This window comes from uncultured Veillonella sp. (assembly GCF_900545795.1).
Lineage (GTDB): Bacteria > Bacillota > Negativicutes > Veillonellales > Veillonellaceae > Veillonella_A.
The window spans coordinates 38,870-61,144 of sequence record NZ_URAR01000012.1 but is presented as its reverse complement, the minus strand read 5'-3'; the positions used below and the strand labels follow the sequence as shown (position 1 = coordinate 61,144).

Genomic DNA, 22,275 nt, shown 5'->3' with positions numbered 1-22,275 from the left:
TAATGCTAAAATATCCTGAATATAGTATAATATAAATATAGAATAGCCTAGATTTTTCCATAATAAATGCAGGTATGAGTACAGTTTTTGAAGTACATTGAAGACATAATTCTCCAAGGGACTATCAATTTTTATAGGCATTTTACTAAACGAAGAATAGAGGGTCTATTCAAAACGTAGTTTTACATATGACATGATGTCATATAAGTGTGGAAGATAGGATGTCGTTATCGTGAAAAATTTTGTCACTAAATATGCAGGTTCTGTAGGAAAGCGTTATAAATGGTTAGCCCTAGCGAGCGCAGTGTGGCTTCGCGGCGTATCCATGGTATTCGGGGCACCTCCAACTACAGTGGATTGGGATACGACAAATTTAACACCATTGCCAGCTGTATTAACAGAAGAAAAAGACACGCTCATTTTTTCTGATAGCCCAGAGTATGTAGAGAAGAGCGGTGTAGTGGCAGCCGGCACAGTGGACGGTACGGGGCGCATCTATTACTACCATGTAAATGAAATGGACACGCCTCAAAAAATGGCGCTTGTCTTAGAAAATAAAGAGAATAAACCTGTAAAAGTAACAGTTCATCGCGCTATTTATGCTACGCCTAATGCTGATTATTTTGCTGTAGGTCGTGAGCTGTCTCTCGATGAATTGACTACGCCTATGATTGAAGGCAATTATAAATGGAAATTAGCCAATCAGCATGTGCGCTCTTTAGTATCAGCAGGTGTACCGCTCAAGTCTGAGGGCGATGAAAAAGAGCAGAAGCGTTTTACCTTTGGATCAGTTCCAGAGTTTGAAGACTCCTTTGAAGCATATAATATGAATGTAGCCGATGATGCGGTAGCTAATGCTAATGGTGAAGTAACGAGCAGCGATATTGGTGCAGACAATAAAAATAAAATGCCTTTAGTAGTAGATAAAGAGCGTTTTAAACAGATTAAGTCGCAAATTAGTGCTAATCGTAAAGCCTTAGAGAAACGCGCTCACATGGATGAAACCGTGGTAGCCACTTATGAGGTGCCACCACTTGGGCGCATCGATTTATTCCCTAAATTAGATAAAATTGTAGTCCTTAAAGATCAACTTACTTCTGGGATTGTAGATTTTACTACGGATGGACCTGTATGGGCTAAAGTCATGATGATTCCTCATGATATGCCGGCTCTTAATGGCGCTATTATTGCTGAAACTTTGCCAATGGATGATGTTGAATTGCGCGGCACCTATTTTGGCGCACAGCGTCGCTTAATGCTTTGCCAGCCATATGATACATTATTAGGTCCTGTGTCGATTATGGTAGCCAATGACCGAGAAGATCCATTTGTAGCTGGTGTTGATGAATTGACGAGACATTTGCCAGTGACTAATCGGGGCAATTATGGTGTATCCTATACGCTTTCCATTCCAACCATAGGAACAGATGAATTTGCGGTGTACTTTAATCCCCTTGGTGGGGCTTACTCGGGTTCCTTCCGATTGACCTATGGGGAACAAACTGATGTGTATACAGTGCCGAATACGGCGGCGCCTTATTTAGGTAATGGTACTATTTATGATACACAGTACTTAGATACCTTTAAAGGTGGTCAAACCTTGACTATTCAGTTTATACCGGCAGGTGCATCTAATTTGCCAGTACAGTTCTTACTCATTCCATTAAAACATAAGAGTAATAAATAATTTTCTCGAATAACACTTCAAAAATATGGAGACTTTTTGGGACTTTAATTTAAATAGAAGGGTTAAAAAGCGTTAAGATACTATAAGACTTTTTGTGATGAGCTATTGCCTAAAGGGCAGTAGCTCATTTTTTACGCACAAGAATAAATGTCTTTTTGGAGCAGAATCGCATGGATATACTTGTTATGATTAACTTATTGAGTAGTATTCTCATATAAAGGTGGTATAGGATGGAACAAGTATTTTCATGGAGAAAGGCCGCTATAGGATCTTTAGGCTTTCATATAGTGGCAGCTTTTTGTATAGGGATTATAGGTTGGCACATGAGCCAGTCTATGCATGAAGAGGCCTATGAAATTGATTTATCGGTAGATACAGCTCAAAGTGAAGCGGTGCATGAATCTACCTTTGCGCCTCCTCTAAAACAAGAGGAATTAACAGCGCGTGTAGAATCAGCTTTACAGAGTCAAGTACATACAAATCAACTCACTACGAGCCAAGCTACAGGAGGAAATTCTGAGCCAGCTGGTGGTACCCCTACGCTAGCAAGTTCAGATCCAATGGCGGCACCAGCTTATGGCGCCACTCCAGGGGCAGGTACCTTAGCGGTAGCGCCCGGCGATGGTATGGGTTATGGCAGTGGTGTTGGGGGCGATGTTGATGGCGCTGGTACAGGCACAGGCGGCGGTACGGGCACTGGCGATGGCGTTGGTAGTGGCAGTGGTGAAAATGACGGTGAAGGCTCTGGTACCGGTGGCGGTTATTTTGATGGAGCTGGTTTTTGGAGTGCCGTTAATAGCAATAAAGCCTATCCTGCACAAGCTGTGCGCCGTGGCATAGAAGGTCAAGTAACAGTTCGTGCTGAATTAGATGCATCAGGTAATCTAATTTCGGCCTATGTAGTGAGTTCTTCTGGCAGTAGCATATTAGAACAGGCTGCTGTGCGCGCTGTAGAGAGAGCCACACCATATCCTAATGACAGCGGTGAACCGCAAACTATAGATGTGCCTTTAAGCTTTCAGTTAACTGAGTGAGTAAAAGCAGTGAGTTTACACTTGGTATTTGATTAGAATATTGACAATTATTTTCAATAAAAGTATAATGAATTGAATTTTAACTGACAGGTTTTTTTATGGTTCATTATTGAGAGTAACCTGTAGTGTAAGAGTACGATGTAATACATGTAAAATTACTATTGATGCATGTGAAATTATTTTTAATAGCAGTAAATTGTTTTAATAAAAGTAAGTTTATTTTTATATAAGCAAATAGATTTATATAAGTAAATAGATTTATATAAGTAAATTGAGTAGATATAAGTTTGCTTATTGTTTGTAGTAGGCTGTATTAACGTTCCCTCTAAGTAAGTGGCTATACAGCTTGTAGTTGGTAGGAATAGACCTTTCTGTAGGTACAGTATATGGATTTTTATAATCTATGTAATGTACGTATGGAAAGGTCTTTTTTTATTCCATTGAACTCTCGAAAGATGCATGAGTTGTAATGGAGAGAAAAGGAGATTTTGGGATGGAATCAATGGAGTCAATTCGCGATAGGGTACAGGATAGTGGCACTCAATTATTGGAGTCTTTGCCCAATCGTAAAGTCTATGAATATACTACTGAAACAGGTCATGCTCAGATGATCAGTGAGCAAGTCTTTGATGGTATTGAACTCGTATATAATGAGGTCGTTATGGAGCGCATTACTCATAATGCAAGGCCTTTGTCTGGTTTGTTTGAAATTCACTTTTGTCAGGATGGACGTATTGAATGCTCCTTTGAAAATGGCAAATGTTTATATATGAATAGTGGCGATGTGTCTATTGGTTGGAAAAAGAGTGATGGATATCGGCATTCCTCTTATTTCCCTACAGGATTTTATAAAGGATTGTCCTTAGCCGTGTATGTGCCACGAGCGCAAAAGGCAGTAGATGAGTTTGTCGGCGAAGGAATTATTGACTTAGAAGTGATTTGCAATCGCTTCTGTGAAGCTCATGAGTTTGGTCTCATAAAGGATACAGGGCGTTTAAAGGAATTATGTCTCGATTTATATAATGTGCCTCAAGTATTACCAGAAGTGTATTTACGCGTTAAATGTGTAGAGATCTTTGTGCTATTAGGAACATTACAAAGTGTAGAGAGTCATGAACGCGATTATTTTGAACGAGCTCAAGTGGAAACGATAAAAGCCATTCACGATACTATTGTGAATGATTTAGGGCGCCATTATACAATTGAGGAGTTAGCTAATACGTATCGTTTGTCTATGACTGCGTTGAAGCGCTGCTTTAAAGGTGTTTATGGCATAACTATATATCAATATGTAAAGCGGTGTCGCATGCGTGCAGCAGCTAAAGAATTGAAGGAATCTGATGATACAATTTTAGCTATTGCCAATCGTTGGGGCTATGAAAATGGCAGTAAATTCTCTGGTGCCTTTAAGCAAATCATGGGCTGTAATCCAAGGGAATATCGTTTAAAACATAAGATGTCATGATGGAAATTTCTTGACCCAATGGAGCTAAGTGCTCTTTTTGGGGTAGTTTGATGAAATTGACTTTTGTTATCATTTTATATAGAGCAGGTATGGTTGTGTACATATTTGCACGAGGAGGTCAAATTAATGGAAGCATTAGCATATGTATTACACTTATTTATTACAGGTGGTTTAGTTATGTATCCACTTTTATTTCTTTCCTTGGTGACTATCGCTATTGCCATTGAACGATGGTATTATTTTAAACATAATACGCGAAGTATAAAAGGATTGATTCATGGCGTTTACCACAGTATTAAATCTGAAGATTGGAACACAGTGGACGAATTGTGCACCCAATATCCATCCGCCATGAGCCGTGTAGTACAGGCAGGTATGCGAAATCGAGAATCTGAATCAAGTTTAAAAAATAGCTTTATGGAGCAAATGACTTTAGAAATGTCATCTTTTAAACGCTATTTAGATTATTTAAGTGCCATCGTTACAGTGGCGCCATTACTTGGTTTGTTAGGCACTGTTACGGGCATGATTGGCACCTTTGGAGTCTTAGATAATGGCGGCGGTGCAGCGGCTATTACTGGCGGTATTGGGGAAGCTCTCATTGCGACGGCTACAGGCCTTTGCGTTGCTATTATTGCCTTTATGGTGTACACCTATTTCAGTCACCGCTTAGATCATTTTATAGTAGACTCTGAAAAAACCTGTGCTATGGTCGCCAATGGATTAAAAAAGGAGTGGAATTAATATGTTTAAAGAATTAGGATTAAAGCAAAAACCAATGTTTATGATTATTCCTATGATTGACATAATTTTCTTTTTACTCGTCTTTTTTATGATGAATAGTCTTCAAACAGTAGCACAAAAATCTCTCGATGTTCAGCTTCCTACGGCGCAAGCCGCACAGACACAACGGCAAGTTCCTGTTATAATATCATTAGATACAGCAGGACATATTGTTATTGATTCAAAAGCCTTCAGTGCAGATGATGCTAGACAACTTTTAGCCACAAAAGCAAAAGAGAATCCGTCCATCGCCGTTATTTTACAGGCCGATGCACGAGCTGCTCATGGTCAAGTTGTAGCAATTATGGATATGGTGCGTTCGGCGGGGATTAAAAAATTCTCCATTGGAGCCACCAATAAATGAAAGGAATCTAACTCATGATGAAACCTGAAGAATTATTTGCCAGCATGTCTGAGGAACAACGGATTATGCAATTTGGGCGGTCCACAGATAATCCGCTTATGGAAGCCTTTGATGCAAAGCGTGTAGTACATGCAGGTTTAAATGGCCGCCCGTTGAGTCCAGAGGAGTCGCAAAGCACTTGGTCTCGACTTATGGAGGAAGAGCCTACAAAAGGACAATTACAGTCTGCGTATATACACATTCCATTTTGTCAGACAAAATGCTTGTACTGTGGATTTTTCCAAAATGCAGCCAATCAATCAGCAGAAGATCGTTACATTGATTTGCTCATTCAGGAATTAGAACATGATGCAACGCATAGACGCGTAAAGGATGGATTGATTCAAACTGTATTCATTGGAGGCGGCACACCGACCTCTTTATCGGCGCATAATGCGGCGCGATTATTAAAGACAATTCAGAACTGCTTGCCTTTGGCTAATGATTATGAGCTCACCTTAGAAGGCCGCATCAATGATGTAGTGCCTGAAAAAATGGAGGCTTGGTTCTCTAATGGAGTGAATCGCATGTCCTTAGGTGTGCAATCGTTTCACACGGATATTCGTCGTCAATTGGGGCGCTTAGATGACCAGGAGACTATTTTACAGCGTTTAGCTGCCATTAAAGAATATAATCAATGCTCCTTGGTAGTGGATTTAATTTATGGATTGCCTGACCAAACACCTGAAAAATGGATGGAAGACTTAAAAATTCTTGAGACAGCACCGATTGATGGTATGGATTTATATCAGTTAAATGTATTTGAAAATAGTGATTTAAATAAACAAATACAAAAGGGGCGCATTTCGCCAGCGGCGACTACTAAGGAACAGGCTCAGATGTTTGCTATGGCTAGAGAATTTGTAGATGCCTATAATTTTAAGCGTTTAAGTGCCGCCCATTGGAGCCGCTCTCCACGGGAGCGTAGCCTTTATAATACAATGGCTAAGCGCGGCTATCCTATGTTCCCCTTTGGCTGTGGTGCCGGTGGCAATGTAGGTGGCTATATGACGATGCTCCATCGTGCTCTTGGTCCTTATGAGGCCATGGTAGAAGCAGGTCAAAAGCCTTTTATGGTATTGATGAAGCAATCGCCATTGCAGGAGATGGCCAATATTATTGTGGCTCAATTGGAGCAAGGTCATTTTGATTTGCGACCTCTCATTGCCTATGATGAGCGTTTAGGTGATTTAGCGTGGCTCTTCGATTTATGGTGTGAGCGAGGCCTTTGCAGCTTCAATGGCGTTATGTATAAATTGACGTTGGCCGGTGAATTCTGGCATGTGAACTTAACACAGTCGACTATTGAAATGGCTCAATATATATTGACTGGTGAGTCTGTTATGTTAAAAGAGAAGATTGCGGCGCAAAATGATGGCAAGGTACATGGACATCCTCAGGGAATGGGCCATCCAGCAGGAGTGCCAAAAGGACATCCAGGTGGTCATCCTCATGGAGCGGGCCACCCAGCAGGCGTGCCAAAAGGACATCCCGGTGGTCATCCTCATGGAGCAGGCCACCCAGCAGGAGTGCCAAAAGACGATCCTAGTGGACATCCTCATATGATTCGTGCGCAGTTTGCTAATCGTGCAGAAAGTCCAGCAAAAGAATTAAATGATACGCAAGGGATGTATAAGGCCACAACTATGGCAGGGCATCCGAGTGCTTGTCCGATGGGGAAGGTGCTAAAGAATAAATAAGATGTTAGTAAGGTAGGTGATGGTTTGAAGCGTTATTTAATAATTCCGGTAGGTATTGTAGTGGCCTGCTTGGTATTTTTAGCAGGATGGATGAATTTTCATGAATATGAGTCAGCTCAACCAAGCACTATGCGTACCGTAGTTGATGCAACCGGCACGGAGATTCAGATTCCAACGCATCCGAAGCGCGTTGTTATCTTAAATATTGCAAACTTAGATATGTATTATGCAGTAGGCGGTAAAGTAGTAGGTAAGCCTAAGTCCTCATATTATTCTAAAGACCTTATGGCGGCGACGGCTGATGTGCCATCTATTGGGGGTCTTCATAGTCCTAGCGTAGAAGCTATTATCGGTATGCATCCGGATTTAGTTATTGGCGTTAATGTACCTTTTAATACCAATCTGCGCGAGATGCTAAGCCAGGCTAATATACCCTTGTATATTAATAATCTAAATACCTATGAAGATGTAGTAGATACACTTCGCTTCTTTGGGGAATTAACCGGTCATGAAGATGTTGCCAATGTAACAGCCAAGCGCGCTGAAGATCATTATAATAAAGTAGTGGCCTTGACTAAAGAAGAAACAGGACCCCAGTCCCTCATTATCTTTGGGTCGCCTGGCAGTTTTAGCATGGCCACGAATACTTCGTTTAGTGGTAATTTACTAAAAACTTTGGGTGGTCATAATATTGCCGACCGAGATAGTAGCCTCGCTGGCGATTATGTGCCACTCAGTATGGAGTACATCATAAAAGAGAATCCGGAAGTCATTTTCTTCATTTCCATGACACCTAAGCCTGATAGCATTGAAACCTTTAAGCGAGATATGTTAGAGAGTTCGGCTTGGCAGGATATTTCCGCTGTTAAAACAGGCCGTATTTACTATTTATCAGGTGGTTTATTTGCATTAAATCCAGGGACGCCAATTAATGAAGCGCTGGATATTATGTACAAGGATTTATATGGAAAGGAGGTCCCAAATGACTAACAAAGAGTTGACTGCACAGAATCAGTTAGCACTGCCGAAAGATGGACGGTATCGACGTCGTCAACTAGCGTATGCAGGAGCTGGGCTATTTTTACTCATCGCTGCTTTAGCGGGTATTTTATATGGGGCCATTCCAGTTAGCTTACAGGAATTATCCTTATTATTACAAGGGCAAGGCTCTAATGATACGGAGCGAATTGTGTATTATTTGCGCTTACCTCGCGTTATATGTGCCGCATTAGTGGGCATGAACTTAGCCTTGGCAGGCTGCATTTTGCAAGGCGTATTGCATAATCCATTGGCCGATCCAGGGATTATTGGCGTTACTGCTGGTGCCGGGGTGGCTGCTATGGCAGTAATGATTTTAGCACCAGCCTTTATTTACTGGGTGCCTTTAGCGGCCTTTATAGGTGCTTTAGTGGCATTGGCGATTGTATTTTTATTGGCTTGGGATAGAGGCATTAATCCTTTGCGCCTTATCTTAGCAGGTGTAGCAGTAGCCGCTTTCTTTGGCGGTGGCACAACAGCTTTGTGGGTAGCATTCCCAGACCGTATTCAAGGCGCCGTTAACTGGCTTGCCGGTGGTTTTGCAGGGGCACGCTGGTCCTATGTGTGGATTGTATTGCCTTATAGCATTATTGGCCTTTTAGGTACCTTGTGGAATTATCGAAAATTAAATGCCCTTCAAATGGGTGATGAAGTAGCTTTGAGCTTGGGGATTAATTTAAAACGCACGCGTTTTATTCTAATCTTTTTATCGGCTATTTTAGCTGCATCCTCTGCCAGTGTAGCTGGCTTACTCGGCTTTGTAGGGCTTATTGTACCTCATATTATGCGACTTATCGTAGGTTCTGATTTTGAATACTTATTACCAGCTTCTGCCGTATTTGGTGCGGCTTTACTAGTTGGAGCAGATACCTTTGCGAGAACTATATTTAGTCCTATGGAAATACCAGTGGGGATATTCCTATCCTTCTTAGGGGCGCCATTTTTCTTGTATCTATTGAAACGGAGGAGCCGAGGATGACACGTACATTAGTTATGGACCAAGGTCGTATCGGCTATGGAGAGCGAATCGTTGGTGAAGGGGTTAATGTAAGCTTTGATAAACCAGAGATTGTAAGCATTATTGGTCCTAATGGATCGGGTAAATCCACGGTATTAAAAACCTTAGGCCGTCTGTTGGAGCCGATGGCTGGGACTGTACTATTAGATGGTAAAAATATTCAAAAGATGGGGGCTAAGGAAGTGGCGCGAATCATTTCCATGTTGCCTCAATCTGCTCAAGCGCCGCAGGATATGACGGTACGTGATTTAGTACTCTGTGGTCGTTTGCCCTATCAGAATGCATTTAGTTCACTAAAAGTAGAGGATGTGCAGGCCGTAGAAGCCGCCTTAGAAGAAACAGGCTTAGTTAATTTACAGCATCGTCCTTTAAAAGATTTATCCGGTGGTGAAAGGCAACGCGCTTGGCTTGCCATGGCTATTGCCCAAGAGCCTGATATATTGATGTTAGATGAACCGACTACGTTCTTAGATGTGCGGTATCAGCTAGAATTGATGAAATTAGTTGTGAAACTACATAAGACTCGTGGTATCACCGTGATTATGGTGCTACATGATCTTAATCATGCAGCTCATTTTAGTCATAGGCTAATAGCAGTTAAACAAGGACAAATCGTAGCTGATGGAGCGGTGGCAGATATTTTTAATGAAACTGTCTTGAGTCAGCTCTATGATGTAAACATGGTGTTTAGTAAATTACAGATTAATGGTGAAGAGCATACGATTTGTGTGCCTTATGAAAGTCGTATATAGGCATATGTATAATAGAGAGGAGTTTATCCATGAAGAGTATTGTTATTTATTCATCACGCACAGGCAATACAAAACAAGTAGCCGAAGCAATTGTTAAAGAATTACCAGCAGGTACAGAGTGTGTAGCTGTTAAAGATGCTCCTGCTGATTTAAGTTCTTATGATTTAGTATTTATGGGCTTTTGGGCTGACCAAGGAAATGCTAATAAAGAAGCGCAGACAGTGTTGAGCCGTATTAATTCAAAACAAGTTGCTTTATTTGCCACCTTAGGTGTACCACCAATGCTTCCTCATGCTAAGGAAACGATGGAGGCCGCTAGTAAATTATTACCTAATGGCTTAGCGCCAGTGAGCACTTTTATGTGCCAAGGCAAAGTAGATCCAAAAGTTATTGAAATGATGTTTAAGATGTTCCCTGAAGGACATCCTCATGGACGTAGTGCAGAGCGTGAAGAGCGTCACAGACAAGCCGCATCCCATCCAGATGCTACAGACCTTCAAAACGCGCAGAACTTTGCAAAAGATGTATTGGCTAAATTAGGTTAATAGTAAACAGATTGGTAACAGTTAGTCTAATAGGAAATATTTAAAAAAGAAAATAGTATAAAAATATTAGACCATATTAGATTAGTGGATGTTAGTAAAATTTACTAAAAGTTAGTAACAGTCAGTAAAATAAACTAATTACTTTGGATATTAATGGTTAGTTGGCAGTCTTTGTGTATTAAGAGAGACATGGTTAGCTAGCTAACCATTACTATAAAACATGCCCAGTTGGCATGATAGATTGAACAAGAGTTTGAATTTTCTATACAAGCAGTAGACATAATAGGTAAGGACCTAAATATATCGACCTTGAAATAGCTAGGTGTAGCTAGCCCTTGTGGAAACATGGACACACAGGGGACCTGTAGATATAGAGGCTTACTTATTATGTCTTTTTGTATGTAGAGCAAGTGGAGGCATTTTTAGTAGCAATCGAATTAAATGCGAAAATAATAAGTGTTAAAGGTATAAAGTATATGAGAATACCTGAAGAAGTGTCGTAATGTTTTCGAGTTACGTTGTTAATTCAAGAGATAATTTGTGTGTAAATGTAATGAGTATTACAGTAGCAGAAGTAGGGCCGAGTTGTGTGTGCTGACGGAGTTTGCGAGTTAGATAGTGATAGTAGTCGATTAAAGCTTGTGTTAGAAGTCGTGGGGGATTACAGATTCACTCTCAATATAAGTCGTGCAGTGTTAGATGGGCTTTTTGTGCATGATTGGTTCAGAGGAGAAACAAATGAACTTACGAGTAAGAAAACAGATTATTTTATCCACTTTAATAGTAACTGCTATGACCTCACCAGTGTGGGCGGCCACTAGCCAAACCGATACAATTGTAGTAACGGCATCAAAAACGGAAGAAACAATTAAAGCATCGCCACAAGCTGTTGAAGTAGTGACCGCAGAAGAGATGAAAAAATTAGGGGCAGATAATTTAATTACAGGCTTACAGTTAGCAGATAATTTAAATTTATCTGCTGGCACACAAAGTGGTACAGGTAATCAAGTAATGCTTCGCGGCATGGATTCTAGATACACTTTGATTTTAGTAGATGGACGTCGTATGTCTGGAGAGGATACAGCACAGTCAGCTAATATTTACACGTTAAGCCGCATCAATTTGAGCAATGTAGAACGCGTAGAAATTGTCCGCGGTTCTGGCAGTACTTTATACGGGTCCGATGCCATGGGTGGTGTAATTAATGTTATTACTAAAAAGGCTACAGAAGAACAGGGCACTGTTGGCGTAGTCACTGGGAATCGTGAGATTAGTAATTGGTATAGTTATTCAACAGGTAAACAAGGGCGATGGAGTGCTACGGCTGATGCTCGCTTTACTAAAGTACGACCTACGAATGTATTAAGTAGCTCGTCTTCTTCTGGTAGTGTATATAATCAGCCAAGTTTGTATGGCAATAAACAATACTATAATGTGAGCACGACCTATGATTTTGAAAATGCTAACCACAATGAATTACGTTTTGATGGTAGTTATTTTAAATCTAAGTTACAGACATCGAGCAATAATATGTCTTCAATCGCTAGATATAACCAAGATGGCTATGATCTTAGCTTGACATATACAGGTAAGACTGATAAAAATGACTACCAAATTCGCACCTATTATGATCGTTTAAATCGAGAATACCGCCCCGCATCTTCGGCTTTAAATGAAGATGGCAAGTATTATAATTTTGTAGTTGAAGCGCATGACACTATGTATGCCAATGATGACCATACTATTACCTTTGGCGGTGAATACCGCAAGAACTACTATGAAGGTACGCGCTTGCAAAATGCAGCAGCCCATGAAGTAGATTCTACGGCATTATTCGTTGAAGATACATGGCAAGTCAATGATAAATGGATTGTGCAGCCGGCGATTCGTTATGAATATAATGACCAGTTCGGTTCGAATGTGTCCCCTAAAATTGGTACTACTTATAATTTCACGGACCACTTGCGATTAAAAGCTAATTACGGCTTAGGATATCGCGCGCCAAGCATTTCTGATTTGTATATGAACTTTAGCCATACAGTGGGAACCTTCTCGTATCGTATATTAGGTAATCCTGATCTTGAGCCAGAGAAATCTAGAAATTTTGATATTGCTCTAGAAGGGGAACATGGAAAAGCCTTTGCTAAAGTGTCCTACTATGACAATAAGATTAAGAACTTAATTGACAGCACTGTAGTGGGTTATCTTTCAGGCTTCTTAACTATGAAGTATATAAATGTTGATGAAGCGCGTATTCGTGGGGTAGAAAGCACCTTAGGATATAACTTTAATGATCGATTGACGTTTAAATTGACTCATAATTATATCCATGCCACGGATGAAAGTGATGGAAGCCGCTTAGCTAATCGCCCTAAATTTGTTAGCACTGCACAGCTTTCTTATGATAATGGGGAAACTAATGGCTATAATATTACCCTTTGGGATGCCTTTACGCAGGATTATTATTTTAATAGCAAATATTATACATTTAATACCCTTAATATTTCAGCTACGAAGCGAATCAATGAAAACTTATCAGTCTTTGTCGCTGTAGAAAACATTTTAGATAAAGAAATTGATGATTTATATCTCTTCGGTCGAGTTTGGCGTGTAGGGGCTGAAATGAAATTCTAAAGGGAGTTTACTTACTATCTTTAATTAGAATTATTAGTTTTATACATTAGTAGCTTTATATAATGTTTGGCTTAATATACTAGTATTTTTAAAATTAGTACAACAATATCATTTCTAAGTAGAAGTGAACAAAACCTCTATCTAGTAGGTATGATCAGGCGATCAATGTGTGGATTGTTACATGCTTACTAGGTAGAGTTTTTTTATAAGCTTGAGATGAAGTGAACGTGAGTTTTTTGCCTTATTAAATCAAGGAAGTTCATCAAAAATAAATTTTGTGTGTAATTGTGTGTAATTTTTATATTATAGTGTGTTGGAGGTTTGTGTGATGTATAAAATGAAGACTAAAGAAATTGTATTAAGTGCTCTGGTGCTAACGGCTATGACGGCCCCAGTTTATGGCCAAGGAACTGTATCAGATGGCGTAAATCGGACGGAGACCATTGTAGTAACGGCTTCAAAAACAGCTGAAACGATTAAAGCCGCTCCACAAGCTGTAGAGGTAATTACAAGTGATGACATTAAAACAATGGGGGCTACTGATGTAGTGTCTGCGTTACAGTTAGCAGATAATATTAATTTATCTGAGTCCTCTATGACGGGGAATCAGGTTATGCTTAGAGGGATGGATACAAAGCATACGTTAATTTTAGTAGATGGCAAGCGTTTAGCTGGTGAAGATACAGATAGCACAGCCAATGTATACACCTTAGGGCGCATGAGTTTAGATACAGTAGAGCGCATTGAAATTGTGCGTGGTGCTACGAGCTCTTTATATGGTTCTGATGCTATGGGTGGGGTCATTAATATTATTACCAAGATACCTGCTACAGAAGGTGTTACTGTAGGTGTCAATACAGGCACGCGGCAAATGAATAATTACTATCGCTATGATTCTGGCAAGCAAGGTCGTTGGAGCTTGACTGCAGGGGCACAGTTTACAAAGGTGCGTCCTATTAATATTCACCAATATGTGGCGCCATCAGCTACAGCTGTAGGGGTGGATGATTACAATCGTTATATGTTTGGTACGCGTCAAAACTTTGATGTAAGTGCTGTATATGACTTTGAAAATGCTAACCAAAATAAATTGCGCTTTGATGCCAATTATTTTAAAGAACATTTACGCACTGAATTAGCTGATCAACAAGGCTTGCAAAGAGGCATGAAGTATGACCAACAAAAGGATAAGGTAGAGCATTATGATAATTCTAGTTATGGCTTAAGCCTTACTTATACTGGTAAAACCGAGTCTAATGACTATATGGTACGCACCTATTATAATCAGCTCAAAAAAGATTACGATATGAGTAATAATGTTGATTTTTCTTTCTTAGGCCGATTCTCTCCTGTTGCACAGAAAATGATGGAGCGCTTATATCCAAGTTCAGACTATGACAGAGCTAAATATTATACCTGGGTGACAGATGCACAAAATACGATGTATCTCAATGATGACCATACCTTAACCTTTGGTGGTGAATATCGCCGGGTATACTATGCTGGTACGCGCCTCGGTGGCCAAGCGAGTGCTGATGGGGTAAAAAATAAAGAGGCCCATGATGTTAATTCCTATGCCGCCTTCATTGAAGATACGTGGCAGGTAACAGACAAATTGATGCTACAACCATCAATTCGTTATGAACATAGTGACTCCTTCGGGTCCAATGTATCACCTCATATTGGCTTAAATTACAGCATTAAGGATAATTTACGCTTTAAAGCTAATTATGGCCGTGCTTATAAGGCGCCAACTGTATCAGAGCTTTATATGAATATGTGGCATAGTCCAGGCCCTATTATGGTCAATGTAAATGGCAACCCAAACTTAGAGCCAGAGAAATCGGTGAACTATGATGTTTCCTTAGAAGGAGAATGGGGTAAATCCTTTGCGAAAGCTACATATTACAATAATAAAATCAGCAATCTCATTGACTATAATCAGTGGACAGACCCATTAACTGGCGTAATCCATGCTGATTATGTAAATGTGAATAAAGCTAAGATTAGTGGCGTGGAATTAACGTATGGCTATACCTTCTCTGATCGTTTATCAGCAAAAGCTACGTACAACTACATTGATGCTACGAATGAGCGCACTGGTAGTCGCTTGTTGAATCGCCCTAAATCGGTGTCTACAATTCAGTTAGTATATGATGATAATCAAGACACAGGCTATAGCGCTATGCTTTGGAATACCTTCACGCATGATTATGCGTATAGTCCATCTACTAGCCGTCGCAGTGGAGGCTATAATCTTTATTCCTTCAATACATTCAATGCATCTGTAACACGTAAATTCAATAAGGAGTTCTCTGCATTTGTAGCTGTGAATAATATCTTTGACAAGAAAGTAGATGACCTCAATATGTATGGACGAATTTGGCGTGTAGGGGCTGAGATGAAGTTCTAATTGTTAGTGGATATTGCTTACATTGGCTATTGTGGGAGGTATATAATAAGCATAAATTGATAACTTCCTTTTAGCTTGACAGTGAGCGCCTCGAAAGGTAAAATAGAGGAGTAAGAAACAGTGAAAACAGTACGAGAGACTGTTAGTTTAATGAATACCTTTTAAGTTAGTCCTGTGAGGCTAGTAAAGGAACATAGTAGGGACCCGTGTGGCCATGGGTATATCACTACGTCTGCTATAGACCTTTTGCCTCTGGCAAAAGGTCTTTTTTGATATCAGTTAGGAGGCTGACAATGGGACAAGTAAGTTTAAAGGGCAAGCATCTTCTAGGTCTTGAGCATATCTCAAGAGAAGAGATCGAACTCATTTTACGAGTAGCCAAAAAAATGAAGAAAATTGTTCTTTCGGAGGATAAGAAACATCCCCTGTTAAAGGGCAAATCCATTATCAACTTATTCATGGAGAATAGTACTCGTACGAGAAGCTCCTTTGAATTAGCAGGTAAATACTTAGGTGCTGATGTCATTAATATTTCAAAGAGTGGTAGTTCCATGGCAAAAGGTGAAAGCTTCCGCGATACATTGCTTACCATGTCTTACATGGGCACTGATGCCATCGTAATGCGTCATAGCGCTGAAGGCTCACCACTCTATGCAACAAAAGTAGTGGACCCTATTATTATCAACGCTGGTGATGGTGCACATGAGCACCCAACACAGGCTTTACTCGATATTTACTCCATCATGGAACGCAAAGGTAGCTTAGAGGGCTTAAAAATTGTTATCGCAGGCGATATCATGCACAGCCGTGTAGCCCGTTCTGATATTTATGGCTTTACTAAACTTGGCGCCGATGTGCATTTGGTAGGCCCACGTACCTTGGTGTACCCAGAGTTAGAAAAGTTGGGTGTTACAGTGCATCATGATGTGCGCGAAGCGCTAAAAGATGCAGATGTAGTCAATGTACTTCGCATCCAATTAGAGCGTATTAACTCCGCCTTATATCCAACAAATCGCGAATATGCGCGCATTTTTGGTATTAATAAAAATGTCTTAAAAGAAGCGAAAGATGATGTAATGGTATTGCATCCAGGTCCAATGAACCGCGGTCTAGAAATTGCTCATGACGTAGCGTATAGCGATGAATCAGTGATTCAAGAGCAGGTTCGTAATGGTGTGGCCATTCGCATGGCAGTATTGTACTTAACAATTGTTGGAGGTGACGGCAGTGAGCTTGCTGATTAAAGGTGGTACAGTTGTAAACCCAGGAAAACAACAACATGAAATAGCAGATATTTTAGTCGTGGACGGAAAAATTGCCGCCATTGGTCAGAATCTTTCCGCTGATGGTGCTGAAGTATATGATGCAACTGGTCTCATTGTGACACCAGGCCTTATCGATATGCATACACATCTTCGTGAGCCAGGTCAAGAAGCAAAAGAAGACTTCCACAGTGGTACCCAAGCAGCAGCTGCTGGTGGCTTTACTCGTATCGCTACAATGGCGAACACAAAGCCAGTAGTAGATAATGCTGCGTTAGTGCGCGGTCTTCAAAAACAGGCTGACTTGACTGGTGTAGTAAAAGTAGAATTTATCGGCGCTGTAAGTAAGGGCCTAGAAGGCAAAGAATTGGCTGAAATGGGCGATATGGCAGAAGCTGGCGTAGTTGGTTTCTCCGATGATGGCCATTATGTAGAAAGCGCTGCTTTCATGCGTCGCGCCTTAGAATACTCTAGCATGTTCAACAAACCTGTTATCGACCATGCAGAAGAAGTGAGCTTAACTTGTGAAGGTCATATGCATGAAGGCTTTGTAGCTTATCAAATGGGTGTAAAAGGTCGTCCTGCTGTAGCTGAAGATATGGCGGTAGCTCGTGATTTAATGTTAGCTGAAATGACTGGTGGCCATATTCACATTGCTCATGTAAGTAGTAAAGACACGGTAGAGCAAATTCGCCGCGCCAAAGCTAAGGGCATTAAAGTTACTTGTGAAGTAACTGCACAGCATTTATCCTTTACTGATGAATATCTTCGTGAATACAATCCAGCGTTTAAAATGGCGCCGCCAATTCGTTCGGAAGATCATCGCGAAGCCTTGTTAGCAGGCATTAAAGATGGTACTATTGATGCCATTATCACCGACCATGCACCACATGCAGAAGAAGAAAAAGACGTAGAATTCTGCTGTGCACCAAATGGTTTCAGTGGCCTTGAAACATCCTTAGCAGCAGTGATTACGCACACCTATAAAACAGGTCTGTTAACCTTAGATGAGATTGTTAATTTAATGAGTGTGAAGCCAGCTCAAATCATGGGTGTTGATGCAGGTATCTTAGAAGTTGGTAAAGCAGCCGACATTACCGTATTCAGCACTGATGAAGAGTGGACTGTAGACCGCAATCAATTTTATACCAAGGGCAAAACAAGCCCATTTGATGGTATGACATTAACCGGCAAGGCTAAGTTAACAGTAGTAAATGGCGAAGTTGTTATGAAAGAGGGAGTTGTGACCCAGTGAAAGGTAAATTAGTATTACAAGACGGTAGCGTATATGAAGGTCAACTTCTCGGCGGAGCACCAATTCTCGGGGAAGTCGTTTTCAATACAGGCATGACAGGGTATCAAGAAATTTTAACAGACCCATCTTATGCCGATCAGATTATTACATTAACCTATCCTTTAATTGGTAACTATGGCACATATCGCGATATTGCACAGGCGCCAACACCATATTGCCGTGGCATGATTGTAGGGGAACTTTGTGATTTCCCAAGCAATTGGCAAAATGAAGGCACCTTTGAAGAATATCTTCGCGCTTATGGCATTCCTTGTTTATATGATGTAGATACGCGTGCTATTACACGTCGCATTCGTAATCACGGGGTTATGAAAGGTGTAATTTGCCCAATCAATACGCCACAAGAGCGCATTGATGCTTTACTGGCACAAAGCTTGCCAACTGACCAAGTTATGCGCGTTACCACTAAATGGGAAGGCTACCGCGGTAGCAATCAAGCTAAATACCATGTAGCAGTATATGACTTTGGTGTGAAAGAAAGCATTTTAAAATCCTTAGAAGCTTGCGGTTGTCGCTTGACAATTTTTCCAGCCGACACTAAGGCAGAGGAAATCTTAAAAGTAAATCCAGATGGCATTTTCTTGTCTAATGGCCCTGGGGACCCTCAAGACCTTGGCTTTGCTGTAGAAGAAGTTAAAAAATTACTAGGTAAAAAGCCAATCTTTGGTATTTGCATGGGCCATCAAGTATTAGCTCTTGCTTATGGTGGCAGTACTTATAAAATGCGCTTTGGTCATCGTGGTTCTAACCATCCAGTTAAGGATCTTCGCACTGGTCGCGTATATATTACTTCACAAAATCACGGCTATGCAGTGGATGAAACTAGCTTGAAAAACGCCGATGTTACAATTACACATCGAAGTGTAAATGACGATACTGTAGAAGGTATGGTGCATAATAGTATGCCTATTATGTCAGTGCAATATCATCCAGAAGCATCGCCTGGACCAACTGACAATCTCTACTTATTTGACGAATTTGAAGCATTAATGGATAAGCATAAATAGAAGGGGCTGTGACAATGGAACAAAAGAAAATACTCGTTATCGGGTCCGGCCCGATTATTATCGGACAGGCGGCAGAATTTGACTATGCAGGGACACAGGCTTGCCGCTCCCTTCGTGAAGAAGGCTATAAAGTTGTACTCGTAAACTCTAATCCTGCCACAATTATGACAGACCGAGACATTGCTGACCGCGTATATATTGAGCCAATTAGCTTGGAGTTTGTAACTGAAGTAATTCGCAAAGAGCGCCCTTATGGCTTGCTAGCTTCTCTTGGTGGGCAAGTAGGCCTTAACATGGCTGTAGAATTATCTGAAGCCGGTGTATTGGAAGAGTATGGGGTAAAACTTCTTGGCACTACTTTAGCGGCTATTAAGCAGGCGGAAGACCGTGAGCTTTTCAAAGAAGCTATGAAGCGGATCAATCAACCAGTGCCTGAAAGTGATATTTTCAGCGATGTAGAAAAAGCCGTTGAATTTGCTAATCGAATTGGGTATCCAATTATCATTCGTCCAGCTTACACCTTAGGTGGCACGGGCGGTGGCATTGCGCACAATGAAGAGGAAATGTACATGATTGCCCTTCGTGGCATCAAGTTGAGCCCGATTCATCAAATTCTAGTAGAGCGCTCTGTAGCAGGCTGGAAAGAAGTAGAATATGAAGTAATGCGCGATAGTGCAGACAACTGCATCATCGTATGTAATATGGAAAATATCGACCCTGTAGGTGTTCATACTGGCGACTCCATCGTAGTGGCACCAAGCCAAACATTAAACGATATTCAGTACCAAATGCTTCGCACCGCATCAGTTGACATTATTCGCTATCTTGAAATCGAAGGCGGCTGTAATGTGCAATACGCCCTCGATCCATATAGCAATCAATACTATGTAATCGAAGTAAATCCTCGCGTATCTCGCTCCTCAGCACTTGCTTCTAAAGCGACAGGCTATCCAATTGCAAAGGTGGCAGCGAAGGTGGCATTGGGCATGACCTTGGACCAAATTACAAATGCTGTAACTGGTGAAACTAAAGCGTGCTTCGAACCATCCTTAGACTATGTAGTTACTAAATTCCCACGTTGGCCATTTGAAAAGTTCAACTTAGCGGACCGTACCCTTGGCACGCAGATGAAGGCTACTGGGGAAGTTATGGCTATTGACCGCACTTTGGAAGGTTCCTTATTAAAAGCGATTCGCTCCTTGGAAATCGGCTTAGACCATATTGAATTGCCTAAGATTTCCCATGAATCACCAGAGCAATTAATTGAGCGCTTGCGTCTTGTAGATGACGAACGCATCTATGTTGTAGCACAAGCTCTTCGCGCTGGCATTAGTGTGGAAAAAATTCACTTCATTACGAAGATTGATACCTTCTTCATCAATAAGATTAAGAATATTGTGGATGTAGAAAAAGACTTAGCCGCTAATGGCGTGACAGAAGAAAATCTTCGTTTAGCTAAGAAATATAGCATGCCAGACAAAGTAATTGCGCGCTTTGCTAACACAACTAGTGAAGCGGTACAGGCTAAGCGTGAAGAATTTAAAGTATTCCCAACTTACAAATATGTAGATACTTGTGCAGCTGAGTTTGAAGCACATACACCATATTATTACAGCGCCTATGCTTATGAAGATGAAGTCGTGCCACGCGGTGATAACAGCGTTATCGTTCTAGGCTCTGGCCCAATCCGCATCGGTCAAGGTGTAGAGTTCGACTACTGTTCGGTACATTCTTCTTGGGCGCTTCGCAAAGCTGGCAAGAAATCTATTATCATCAATAATAACCCAGAAACTGTAAGTACAGACTTTGATACATCTGATAGCTTGTACTTTGAACCACTTACTGTGGAAGATGTTATGGAAGTAATTCGCAAAGAAAATCCAATTGGCGTTATTGCTCAATTCGGTGGTCAAACAGCGATTAATTTAGCTGGTCCGCTCGCAGAGCGTGGGGTTAAAATCCTAGGTACTTCTGTAGACAGCATTGATATGGCCGAAGACCGCGAACGCTTTGACGAATTATTGGCTGAGCTCGGCATACCTCGTCCTGTAGGCGCCTTAGTAACGAGCCATGAAGAAGCGATTGAGGCAGCTAGCCGCCTTTCTTATCCATTAATCGTTCGTCCATCCTATGTATTAGGTGGTCGAGCTATGGAAATCGTGTACAATGACAAAGAACTTGATGTGTACATGAAAGAAGCTGTAGTGGCATCTAAAGATCATCCAGTGTTGATTGACCGTTACATGGTGGGCATGGAAGTGGAAGTAGATGCTATTGCTGACGGCGAAGACGTTTGCATTCCTGGTATTATGGAACAAATCGAACGTGCTGGTGTTCACTCTGGTGACTCTATTGCCGTATATCCTGCGCAGCATTTATCGGATGAAATTACAGAGCAAATTGTTGATTATACACGTCGTATTGCTAAAGGCCTTAATGTAAAAGGGATTGTTAATATTCAGTACATCGTAGCTAATGGTGAGCTTAATGTTATCGAAGTAAATCCTCGCTCCAGCCGTACAGTACCATTTATCAGTAAAGTAACGGGCATTAATATGATTGAATATGCAACGCGCATTGCTTTAGGCGAGACAATTAAGTCCATGGGGCTACCAACTGGTTTAGTGCCAGCGAAAGACTATGTAGCTGTGAAAGCGCCAGTATTCTCCTTCTCCAAAATGGGCCTTGTAGAAATCGCCTTAGGACCTGAAATGAAGTCTACTGGTGAAGTTATGGGGATTGGTCGTTCCTATTCTGAAGCCTTATTTAAAGCCATTCATGGCGCCAATATGCGCATTCCAGAAAAGGGCCATATTCTCATGACTGTAGCAGACCGCGATAAAGAAGAAGCAGCGCGCTTAGCGAAGGGCTTTATCGACCTTGGTTATCATATCCAAGCGACTGGCGGTACTGGTAAATACTTTGAAGAACATGGTATTCCATGTGTAATTGTTAATAAAATTCACGAAGGTGAAAATAACTGTGCTGATTTAATCCGCCGTGGTGAAGTGGACCTTATGCTCAACACCTTGACATATGGCAAGCGTCCAGAGCGTGAAGGCTTCCAACTTCGTCGTTTGGCCGTTGAAATGGGCACACCTTGCTTGACCTCCTTAGATACAGCGCGCGAAGTATTACGCGTTGTAGCTGGTCGAGCTAATGAAGAAATTAAAATTGAAGTCGAAGCGTTACAAGATTTTGAGATGGAGTGATTAATCC

Annotated in this window: 16 protein-coding genes; all 16 read left to right on the top strand. The window is 41.1% G+C overall.

The window, feature by feature from the left end:
- Nucleotides 1-232: 232 nt before the first annotated feature.
- Nucleotides 233-1,687 (top strand): hypothetical protein, encoded by a 1,455-nt coding sequence (locus QZR90_RS06970; RefSeq protein WP_295790201.1) that lies wholly within the window; start codon nucleotides 233-235, stop codon nucleotides 1,685-1,687.
- 230 nt (nucleotides 1,688-1,917) lie between these two features.
- A complete protein-coding gene (locus QZR90_RS06965) occupies nucleotides 1,918-2,721 on the top strand; it encodes an energy transducer TonB (RefSeq protein ID WP_295790199.1) in 804 nt (267 codons plus the stop codon).
- Between the two features lie 493 nt (nucleotides 2,722-3,214).
- Nucleotides 3,215-4,186 (top strand): helix-turn-helix transcriptional regulator, encoded by a 972-nt coding sequence (locus tag QZR90_RS06960; RefSeq protein WP_295790197.1) that lies wholly within the window; start codon nucleotides 3,215-3,217, stop codon nucleotides 4,184-4,186.
- 126 nt (nucleotides 4,187-4,312) lie between these two features.
- The gene (locus QZR90_RS06955) at nucleotides 4,313-4,930 is read left to right on the top strand and encodes a MotA/TolQ/ExbB proton channel family protein (RefSeq protein WP_295790195.1); all 618 of its coding nucleotides are present in this window, start codon (nucleotides 4,313-4,315) and stop codon (nucleotides 4,928-4,930) included.
- A gap of 1 nt (nucleotide 4,931) precedes the next feature.
- Nucleotides 4,932-5,333 (top strand): biopolymer transporter ExbD, encoded by a 402-nt coding sequence (locus QZR90_RS06950; protein ID WP_295790194.1) that lies wholly within the window; start codon nucleotides 4,932-4,934, stop codon nucleotides 5,331-5,333.
- 17 nt (nucleotides 5,334-5,350) lie between these two features.
- Nucleotides 5,351-7,072 carry a heme anaerobic degradation radical SAM methyltransferase ChuW/HutW gene (hutW, locus tag QZR90_RS06945; RefSeq protein ID WP_295790214.1) on the top strand — a complete coding sequence of 574 codons (1,722 nt, stop codon included), beginning with the start codon at nucleotides 5,351-5,353 and terminating at the stop codon, nucleotides 7,070-7,072.
- Nucleotides 7,073-7,096: 24 nt separating this feature from the next.
- Nucleotides 7,097-8,062, top strand: coding sequence for an ABC transporter substrate-binding protein (locus QZR90_RS06940; RefSeq protein WP_295790192.1), 966 nt, complete (start codon nucleotides 7,097-7,099; stop codon nucleotides 8,060-8,062).
- Nucleotides 8,055-9,089: an iron ABC transporter permease gene (locus QZR90_RS06935; protein ID WP_295790190.1), complete on the top strand. Its 1,035-nt coding sequence runs from the start codon at nucleotides 8,055-8,057 to the stop codon at nucleotides 9,087-9,089. The genes QZR90_RS06940 and QZR90_RS06935 overlap by 8 nt, the downstream gene beginning before the upstream one ends.
- Entirely contained in the window at nucleotides 9,086-9,880 is a 795-nt protein-coding gene (locus QZR90_RS06930) for an ABC transporter ATP-binding protein (RefSeq protein ID WP_295790188.1), read from the top strand. The genes QZR90_RS06935 and QZR90_RS06930 overlap by 4 nt, the downstream gene beginning before the upstream one ends.
- 29 nt (nucleotides 9,881-9,909) lie before the next feature.
- Entirely contained in the window at nucleotides 9,910-10,425 is a 516-nt protein-coding gene (locus QZR90_RS06925; RefSeq protein ID WP_295790186.1) for a flavodoxin family protein, read from the top strand.
- 738 nt (nucleotides 10,426-11,163) lie between these two features.
- On the top strand, nucleotides 11,164-13,059 hold the full coding sequence (locus tag QZR90_RS06920; protein WP_295790184.1) for a TonB-dependent siderophore receptor: 1,896 nt from the start codon (nucleotides 11,164-11,166) through the stop codon (nucleotides 13,057-13,059).
- 328 nt (nucleotides 13,060-13,387) lie between these two features.
- Nucleotides 13,388-15,472, top strand: a complete 2,085-nt coding sequence (locus tag QZR90_RS06915; RefSeq protein WP_295790182.1) for a TonB-dependent siderophore receptor — start codon at nucleotides 13,388-13,390, stop codon at nucleotides 15,470-15,472.
- A gap of 293 nt (nucleotides 15,473-15,765) precedes the next feature.
- The gene (locus tag QZR90_RS06910) at nucleotides 15,766-16,716 is read left to right on the top strand and encodes an aspartate carbamoyltransferase catalytic subunit (protein WP_295790180.1); all 951 of its coding nucleotides are present in this window, start codon (nucleotides 15,766-15,768) and stop codon (nucleotides 16,714-16,716) included.
- Nucleotides 16,700-17,989, top strand: coding sequence for a dihydroorotase (locus QZR90_RS06905; protein WP_295790178.1), 1,290 nt, complete (start codon nucleotides 16,700-16,702; stop codon nucleotides 17,987-17,989). The genes QZR90_RS06910 and QZR90_RS06905 overlap by 17 nt, the downstream gene beginning before the upstream one ends.
- On the top strand, nucleotides 17,986-19,056 hold the full coding sequence (carA, locus tag QZR90_RS06900; protein ID WP_295790176.1) for a glutamine-hydrolyzing carbamoyl-phosphate synthase small subunit: 1,071 nt from the start codon (nucleotides 17,986-17,988) through the stop codon (nucleotides 19,054-19,056). The genes QZR90_RS06905 and carA overlap by 4 nt, the downstream gene beginning before the upstream one ends.
- Nucleotides 19,057-19,064: 8 nt before the next feature.
- A complete protein-coding gene (gene carB, locus QZR90_RS06895; protein WP_295790174.1) occupies nucleotides 19,065-22,268 on the top strand; it encodes a carbamoyl-phosphate synthase large subunit in 3,204 nt (1,067 codons plus the stop codon).
- The last annotated feature ends 7 nt before the right edge of the window (nucleotides 22,269-22,275 follow it).